Consider the following 4,454-nt stretch of genomic DNA (forward strand, 5'->3'; position numbering starts at 1 on the left):
ATCATTAACATAAGCACCCGATAGTTTAAGTGAAAATCATCACAATCTTTTTTACCTTAACAAAATCTAATCCCTTAATGTGTAGGGGCATATCAAAAAGACGCCTTCTTACCAAAGAAAAGCGCCCTATTGCTGAAGATAGCTTATGTTGAATTATGGGAGAAAATTCTCCATTACATTAGAGAATATTTATTTATTTAATATCATTCTTTTTCTAATAAATAAAACAATAAACACCATAAATAGTAATGCCAACACTACATAAGTCAAATTTGAATATATATCCATATAACCCACAATTGTTTCCCATGATCCTCCAACTGCAGCACCTATATTAATGAGAACAACATTCCAAATTAACGTTCCTAAAGTTGTTAATACTAGAAATGTTCCAAAATTCATATGTGCCATTCCAGCTGGTAAGGAGATTAAACTTCTAATTAATGGGATAAAACGGCAAAAGAATACTGTCCACACACCATATTTAGAAAACCATTCATTCGCTTTATGAACATCCTTTTTTGATAATCTAAGAATATGCCCCCACTTCTCAACAATTTTTTCTATTCTCTTTATATCAATAAGCAATCCAATACCATATAGAACGATTGCTCCTGCCACTGATCCAATTGTTGAAGCTACAACCACACCAAAAATACTTAGGGATGTATGAGTAGTCATAAATCCTCCAAAAGTTAAGATAACTTCTGATGGAATCGGAGGGAATAAATTCTCTAGCGTAATTAATAGGAAAATACCTATATATCCAAATTGCTCCATTATACTTGTAATCCAACTTTCCATTTTATTCTCTCCTTCACCTAATTAATTAAAATTAAAATAACTCTTTAAACTTCTGATAAATCGCCGCATCAATAACCTTATAAAGGAAAAACATTCCAAATAAGCCGGTGGCATATACAATTAAAGTAATAACAATCGTGGTCGTAAATGATTGATAGGGAATAATTGAAAATTCCAATAACCAGACTAGAATTGAAACAATAATGAATATGATTGTCCAGCCTATTAAATAATAATGAGCATGCAAATTGAAAAGCAGTGTATTTTTAGATAATGATAAAAATTCTTGGATCTTAAATTGATTAATTGCTGCCCTTGTAGCGTCTGCTTCCGTGTTACCCTGCTTTATTAAATCTTGTACATAATCTTCTAAATAAATTTGTAATTCCAGTTTATCCTCTTCACTCATGGCTAATTGATTTACATACAAACTAATATCATCTTGTTTCTTGTACAAACTGTTCATACGAATATGACTAATATAATTTAGTGTGCCCCACAGTACCGCAATCACAAATGAAATCCAATAACCAGCATGTACCCATATTGGATCATTTGAAAAGAGTCGATCTGTATAGTTTGATATTCCAAAAAGAACAGCAGATTGTATTAATATCCAGCTGTATTTTATATCTCCGAGACTAAATACTTTTCTTATAAGTTGACTCATAATTTGTCCTCCCTTATATAAATCGTTTCACTATTTCAGTGACTTTTTTCCAATCGCTTATAAGATTATTCAATAATTGAATACCTTCATCTGTAATAGCATAGTATTTGCGCCTTCCGCCATGACTTTCATTCCCCCAAGAAGATGATAGCGCGCCCTGCTTTTCTAATCTTTTTAGTGAAATGTATAGGGTAGCCTCTTGAATTTCAAATTTCCCTTCTGTTTTATCTTTAATTTTTTTTGAAATTTCATATCCATAACTACTCTCTTTTTCCTTCACTACAGAAAGAATTAGAAGATCAATGTTTCCTTTTAACAGCTCTTTGTTCAATGACATACACTCCCAATCAATTACTTAATAATATTAAGTACATTGTTATTATAAGCATTATTACTTAACATAGCAAGGTACTTTTTGAAAAATAAAAAACCAGCAAATTAATGCTGGTTAAATGCATGTTTTTAACAACCATTTTTACAACAATCTGGCCCGATTGTTGTAAAAAAGCTAATGACGATTGTTCAACTAACCTGCCCCTATAGTTTAAGTACATCTCTTCACAATCTCCGTTTTTACACAAATGTCTAAATTCTACCACATAGTGTTATTTAAGAATATGCCCCTAAATAAAAAAGACGCGTTCCTAAATAACGCGCCCTTTTATTGAATAAGAATTTTCTTCAAATATTTTTACTTCAGTAATCTATATTTCAGTAAAGGCTTTTTATAAACGTCACTTACTTATTTGTTACCGAGTTGTTCCGCCAAACCGATTAGAAGTCCTTCGATTCCACGAATGTAGCAGAGCCGATACGAGTCCTCGTACTGAACCACTTCGCCAACGAGCTGAGCACCATACTTAGCGAGTCTGGATACCATTTCGTCAATGTCTTCAACGGTGAACATGACGCGTAGATAACCGAGGGCGTTTACAGGAGCAGTCCGGTGATCTGATATAGTAGGTGGGGTGAGAAATCGGGAAAGTTCAAGTCGGCTGTGGCCATCTGGGGTAACCATCATAGCAATCTCTACGCACTGAGAACCCAATCCGGTTACGCGACCAGCCCATTCACCTTCGACAGTGGCTCGCCCTTCGAGGTTCAAGCCAATCTCCTCGAAGAAAGAGATTGCGTCATCAAGGGATTCTACAACTATGCCGACATTGTCCATTCTTAGTAATTTGTTTTTTGCCATAGTCTTATCTCCTTATGTGTAAAAATTTATTATCTGATCATCTTCATAATTAATCTATTAAAAAGTTACAAATTCCTTCCAAACAAAAAACACCTTGTCACAGTATAGGAAAATGTGAAATTGGGTTTTCGGGTATGTCATATAACATCTTGTTAACGAACAACACTTCGTAAACCCTCTACTATTGGAATATTCGCGAACCTTATTTCGTGAATGCCATCATGTTCAAATAGTTTCAAAAATTCGATACCGTAGTTGCTATTCGATAAAACAACTTCGACTTCCCCACAAAATATTCCTACCCTGTACTCCATTAAATGGCCCGATTGTTGAATACAAGCTATTGAAGATTGTTCAACTAATCTGCCCCTTTAGTACAAGAAGCAAAAAGATCGCCGCAGCGATCTCCATCATTAACTCTTGCACCCGTTGAACAAATATATGAAAGGTTCTCCTAATAGAAGAACCTCTTTTTGATAAGATAATACAAAAGAACTTTTATATATACGTAAAATTATAAAGATAATAATCCAGAAATTTTTGAATAACGATGATAAATCAACCTTATTAGCTTCTCATTCTTACTGCATAAGGATAAATTGGATCTTTTAATTGAAATTCATAAGTAAAACCATCTACAATTCCAACTACTTTTTCGCTATCGTAAAGATCAAGCATAAATCCAGCCATTTCTTTGGCTGTATGGTATTTAGGAAGAAGTCCTTCATACTTAACATTTTCTTCTAAATCATTCGATACTTTTGCAAATTCGGTTTCAGTTGCAGCAGGAGCTAATACTTTTGCTTGCATGCTTGCACCTTTTTCTTTTAATTCATGTGCAAGCCCTTCAGTAAAGGCACTTACATAGAATTTAGATGCACAGTATGTGATTGCATTTCCAATAATCGTATAACCCCCACCTGATGAAACGTTAATTAATTGTGTTCCTTCTACTGTTGAATAGTCACGCACATAAAGAGAAGTTAAAATAGTTAAAGCCTCGATATTTAAATTAAGCATTGTCTCAATTTTAGTTAAATTTTGATCTCCAACTGATGCAAAATTACCAAATCCTGCGTTATTAATCCACGTTTCAATTTCATATCCCTTTAAATCTTCATATAATGTATAAGCATTTTTCGTATTTGATAAATCAACTGTTTTTATAACGACATCTAATTCTGCATTTACTTTCACAATCTCTGATTTTAGTTTTTCAAGCTCCTCAGTTCTACGTGCCACAATGACTAAATTTTTACCACGAGCAGCAAAAACAAGAGCTGTTTCATAACCAATACCAGAACTTGCACCTGTAATAACTGTATATTTTTTCATTTTATTGCCTCCTAATATTTTGTTATACTAACAAAAATTGATTGTTAACTTTTACGGATTTATTATAGTGGTTAGAGTAAACTCTAAGTCAAACCTATTTTTTACACTTGATTAACATTGGTTAAAAATGGAGGGTTTTATGTATACAATTGGCGAAGTGGCACAACTAGTAGGAGTTAGCACACATACATTACGTTACTATGAAAAAGAGAATATCATTCTTCCAGATCGGAATGAACATGGAGAAAGAAAATATACTGAATCGCATCTTCAATGGCTAAAATTTGTTTTAAAATTAAAAGAGACGCAAATGCCGATCACAAAAATCAAAGAGTATGCCTTCTTGTATACTGAAGGAGAACATACAGCAATTAATCGATTAAAACTATTAGAAGATCATAAAAGTTCCATCGAAAACCAGTTAAAGACACTGAAAGAAACGAATAAAAT

6 protein-coding genes are annotated in these 4,454 nt (G+C 33.2%); 1 reads left to right on the plus strand and 5 read right to left on the minus strand.

Features of this window, described 5'->3' with window-relative positions:
• Positions 1-189: 189 nt before the first annotated feature.
• The 5 genes from V7150_RS24490 to V7150_RS24510 all read right to left on the minus strand — a co-directional run bounded on the left by V7150_RS24490 (position 190) and on the right by V7150_RS24510 (position 4,004).
• Positions 190-804, minus strand: coding sequence for a DedA family protein (locus tag V7150_RS24490; RefSeq protein WP_335523459.1), 615 nt, complete (start codon positions 802-804; stop codon positions 190-192).
• 31 nt (positions 805-835) lie between these two features.
• Positions 836-1,474 carry a hypothetical protein gene (locus V7150_RS24495; protein WP_335523461.1) on the minus strand — a complete coding sequence of 213 codons (639 nt, stop codon included), beginning with the start codon at positions 1,472-1,474 and terminating at the stop codon, positions 836-838.
• A 13-nt stretch (positions 1,475-1,487) separates the two neighbouring features.
• A complete protein-coding gene (locus V7150_RS24500) occupies positions 1,488-1,811 on the minus strand; it encodes a PadR family transcriptional regulator (protein WP_335523463.1) in 324 nt (107 codons plus the stop codon).
• 405 nt (positions 1,812-2,216) lie between these two features.
• Positions 2,217-2,669: a VOC family protein gene (locus V7150_RS24505; RefSeq protein ID WP_335523466.1), complete on the minus strand. Its 453-nt coding sequence runs from the start codon at positions 2,667-2,669 to the stop codon at positions 2,217-2,219.
• 567 nt (positions 2,670-3,236) lie between these two features.
• Positions 3,237-4,004 carry an SDR family NAD(P)-dependent oxidoreductase gene (locus tag V7150_RS24510; RefSeq protein WP_335523467.1) on the minus strand — a complete coding sequence of 256 codons (768 nt, stop codon included), beginning with the start codon at positions 4,002-4,004 and terminating at the stop codon, positions 3,237-3,239.
• Positions 4,005-4,143: 139 nt separating this feature from the next.
• Between V7150_RS24510 and V7150_RS24515 the strand changes: the two genes are divergently transcribed.
• On the plus strand, positions 4,144-4,454 hold a 311-nt coding region (locus tag V7150_RS24515), incomplete at its 3' end, for a MerR family transcriptional regulator (RefSeq protein ID WP_335523469.1).

The organism is Neobacillus drentensis, from assembly GCF_036965245.1.
Lineage (GTDB): Bacteria > Bacillota > Bacilli > Bacillales > Cytobacillaceae > Neobacillus > Neobacillus drentensis_G.